3 protein-coding genes are annotated in these 3807 nt (G+C 59.6%); all 3 read left to right on the forward strand.

Annotated features, from left to right (window positions below; genetic code table 11):
• Positions 1-683, forward strand: a 683-nt coding sequence (locus tag DD606_RS24005; RefSeq protein ID WP_129259318.1) for an MFS transporter, incomplete at its 5' end; no start/stop codon positions are given.
• A 132-nt stretch (positions 684-815) separates the two neighbouring features.
• On the forward strand, positions 816-2207 hold the full coding sequence (uhpT, locus tag DD606_RS24010) for a hexose-6-phosphate:phosphate antiporter (RefSeq protein WP_129259320.1): 1392 nt from the start codon (positions 816-818) through the stop codon (positions 2205-2207).
• A 150-nt stretch (positions 2208-2357) separates the two neighbouring features.
• A partial coding sequence (locus DD606_RS24015) for a type VI secretion system Vgr family protein (RefSeq protein WP_129259322.1) occupies positions 2358-3807 on the forward strand: 1450 nt, incomplete at its 3' end.

Genomic DNA, 3807 nt, shown 5'->3' on the forward strand with positions numbered 1-3807 from the left:
GCCTTCCACCGGTGGGCGACTGGCGGCACGACGAGATGGAGATCGCCCAGCAGCAGGAAGGGGCCGGGCTGTCCCGCCAGGAGATCCTCACCAAATACGTGCTGAAAAACCCCTACATCTGGCTGCTGTCGCTCTGCTACGTGCTGGTCTACGTGGTGCGCGCGGCCATCAACGACTGGGGCAACCTGTACATGTCCGAGACGCTCGGCGTGGATCTGGTGACCGCCAACTCGGCGGTGACGATGTTCGAGCTGGGCGGGTTTATCGGCGCGCTGGTGGCGGGCTGGGGCTCGGACAAGCTGTTCAACGGTAACCGCGGCCCGATGAACCTGATTTTTGCCGCCGGGATCTTGCTCTCCGTCGGCTCACTATGGTTGATGCCGTTCGCCAGCTACGTGATGCAGGCGGCGTGCTTCTTCACCATCGGATTTTTCGTCTTTGGCCCGCAGATGCTGATCGGCATGGCGGCGGCGGAGTGCTCCCACAAAGAGGCGGCCGGCGCGGCGACGGGCTTTGTCGGGCTGTTTGCCTACCTTGGCGCATCGCTCTCCGGCTGGCCGCTGGCGCGGGTGATCGACATCTGGCACTGGAGCGGGTTCTTCGCGGTGATCGCCATCGCGGCGGGCATCTCCGCCCTGCTTTTACTGCCGTTTTTGCACGCGCAGGCACCGCGCGAAGCGTGACGCGCCTCACCTTTTGCTGCCGAGACGCGCAAAACTAAGAAATTTTCCCGGTTTCACCTGGACGCTGTCTCAGGCATCTCTCCTGGCTGGTTTTTACAATGCTGCAAAAATCAGCTCAGGAGTAAACCAACCATGCTGGCCTTCTTAAACCAGGTGCGCAAGCCGACCCTGGATCTGCCGCTCGACGTGCGGCGCAAGATGTGGTTCAAACCGTTCATGCAGTCTTATCTGGTGGTCTTCATCGGCTACCTGACCATGTATCTGATCCGCAAAAACTTTAACATCGCGCAGAACGACATGATCTCGACCTACGGGCTGAGCATGACCCAACTGGGGATGATTGGCCTGGGCTTTTCCATCACCTACGGCGTGGGGAAAACGGTTGTGTCCTACTACGCGGACGGCAAAAACACCAAGCAGTTCCTGCCGTTTATGCTGATCCTCTCCGCTATCTGTATGCTCGGCTTCAGCGCCAGCATGGGCGCGGGCTCCGTCAGCCTGTTCCTGATGATCGCCTTCTACGCCCTGAGCGGTTTTTTCCAGAGTACCGGCGGGTCGTGCAGCTACTCCACCATTACCAAATGGACCCCACGCCGCAAGCGTGGTTCCTACCTCGGCATGTGGAACATCTCCCACAACCTCGGCGGAGCGGGCGCGGCTGGCGTGGCGCTGTTTGGCGCAAACTACCTGTTCGACGGCCATGTGATCGGCATGTTTATCTTCCCGTCGATTATCGCCCTGATCGCCGGCTTTATCGGCCTTCGCTACGGCAGCGACTCCCCGGAATCGTACGGCCTCGGCAAAGCCGAAGAGCTGTTCGGCGAGGAGATCAGCGAAGAGGACAAAGAGACCGAAGAGAACGAGATGACCAAATGGCAGATCTTTGTTGAGTACGTGCTGAAAAACAAAGTGATTTGGCTGCTGTGCTTCTCGAACATCTTCCTGTACGTGGTGCGTATCGGTATCGACCAGTGGTCAACCGTGTATGCTTTCCAGGAGCTGAAGCTTTCTAAAGAGGTGGCGATTCAGGGCTTCACCCTGTTCGAAGTGGGCGCGCTGGTCGGCACGCTGCTGTGGGGCTGGCTCTCCGACCTCGCCAACGGCCGTCGCGCGCTGGTGGCCTGCATCGCGCTGGCGCTGATTATCGCCACGCTCGGCGTTTACCAGCACGCCAGCAACCAGTACGTTTATCTGGCGTCCCTGTTCGCGCTCGGCTTCCTGGTGTTTGGTCCTCAGCTGCTGATTGGCGTGGCGGCCGTAGGGTTCGTGCCGAAAAAAGCGATCGGCGCCGCCGATGGGATTAAAGGCACCTTCGCCTACCTGATCGGCGACAGCTTCGCCAAGCTTGGCCTGGGGATGATCGCCGACGGTACGCCAATTTTCGGCCTCACCGGCTGGGCGGGAACCTTCGCGGCGCTGGATGCGGCAGCGATCGGCTGTATCGTCCTGATGGCGATGGTAGCGGTGCTGGAAGAACGTAAAATTCGCCGTGAGAATCGTGCGCAGAAATTAAAAGTAGCCTGAGTGTGCAGGTAACGTCTTTGCCCGGTGTGTGATGCCGGGCTTTTTTCTTAAAAAAAGACCATCCTTATTCGAATCAAAGATTTGTATTTACCCCGTTATCTCAACATGCAAACATTCTGATTTAACCACATTTTAAATCAGGTCTTTGTTATGGATAACTGGCTGGCGCTCTTCGACGGACAGATCCGTTACACCCTGGACATTACGGACTCCCGCGTCACGCCCGACGTGCTGCGTTTTAAGGGCCGCGAGGCGCTCAGCGAGCCCTTCCGCTGGACCATCGACTTCACCACCCCGCAGAATAATCTCGCCCCCGAAGAGGTACTGATGAAGTACGCCACCCTGCGCATGCGCAGCGGGAAGGCGGTGCACGGCATCATCACCCGTCTGGAGTGGCTTTTCACCACTGCCGACCAGTCGCATTACCAGGTGGAGCTGAGCTCCCGTCTGGCGCTGCTCAGCCGCACCCGCCAGTGCCGCATTTTCCAGAACCAGTCCGTGCCGGAGGTGGTGGAACAGGTGCTGCGCAGACACGGGCTGGATGGGCCGGACTTTGAGTTTCGTCTGGAGCGCAGCTATCCGGCGCGTGAACTTATCACCCAGTGGCGGGAGACGGATTTACAGTTTATCCAGCGCATTCTGTCAGAGGTGGGGATTTACTGGCGTACGGAGATGGATGATGTGCGCGGTCTGGATACGTACATTTTTGCCGACAGCCAGCTGAACTATCACTTTGATGTGCGCCTGCCGTACCGCGAGCCGTCGGGTCTGTTCGACGGCGCAGCAGAATCCGTCTGGGATGTGCGCACCTGGCACAGGATTGTCACCGGCACCGTCGCCACACGGGATTACAACTACCGGACAGCCACCACGCCGATGGATGCGACGGTCAGCGTACGCAGTGATGCGGTGACGACGGGTGAGCACTACCGCTACGCCGCGCCGTACCGCACGGCAGGGGACGACAGCGACCCGGAGCCGGAAACCGAATCCGGCGCATTTTATGCCCGGATTCATCACGAGCGGGAACTCAATAAATCAGCCCGTATCCACCTGTTCAGCAATGCCTCACACCTCTCACCCGGGCAGATGCTGGAGCCGCAGGGCGATGTCATTGATGCCCTGAAAGAGGGGGTCATCCTCACGCTGGTGACTTTCCGGGGCGCTCGTGATTCCCGCCTGCACGTGTCGGTGTGGGGCATGCCCTACACAGAGCGTTACTGTTTCCGCCCGGCGGATAGCCCGCGCCCGGAAATTCACGGCACGCTTCCGGCGCGGATTGAGAGCTGTGAGAAAAATGACATTTACGCCCATCTGGATGAGCGCGGACGCTACCGCGTCAGGATGGACTTTGACCGGAACGATGCGCAACAGGGCTTCGCATACCTGTGGCTGCGGATGGCGAAACCGTATGCCGGAGAAACGTACGGCTGGCATACGCCACTGACCGACGGGACCGAAGTGGCGATTGCGTACAGCAACGGCGACATCGACCTGCCGTACATCGCGTATGCGCTGCACGACTCGGAACACCCCGACCCCGTGACCCGCGACAACCACACCCGCAACGTGCTGCGTACTCCGGCGAACAACAAGCTGC

The organism is Enterobacter cloacae complex sp. GF14B (assembly GCF_004136805.1).
GTDB classification, from domain to species: Bacteria; Pseudomonadota; Gammaproteobacteria; order Enterobacterales; family Enterobacteriaceae; genus Enterobacter; species Enterobacter hormaechei_C.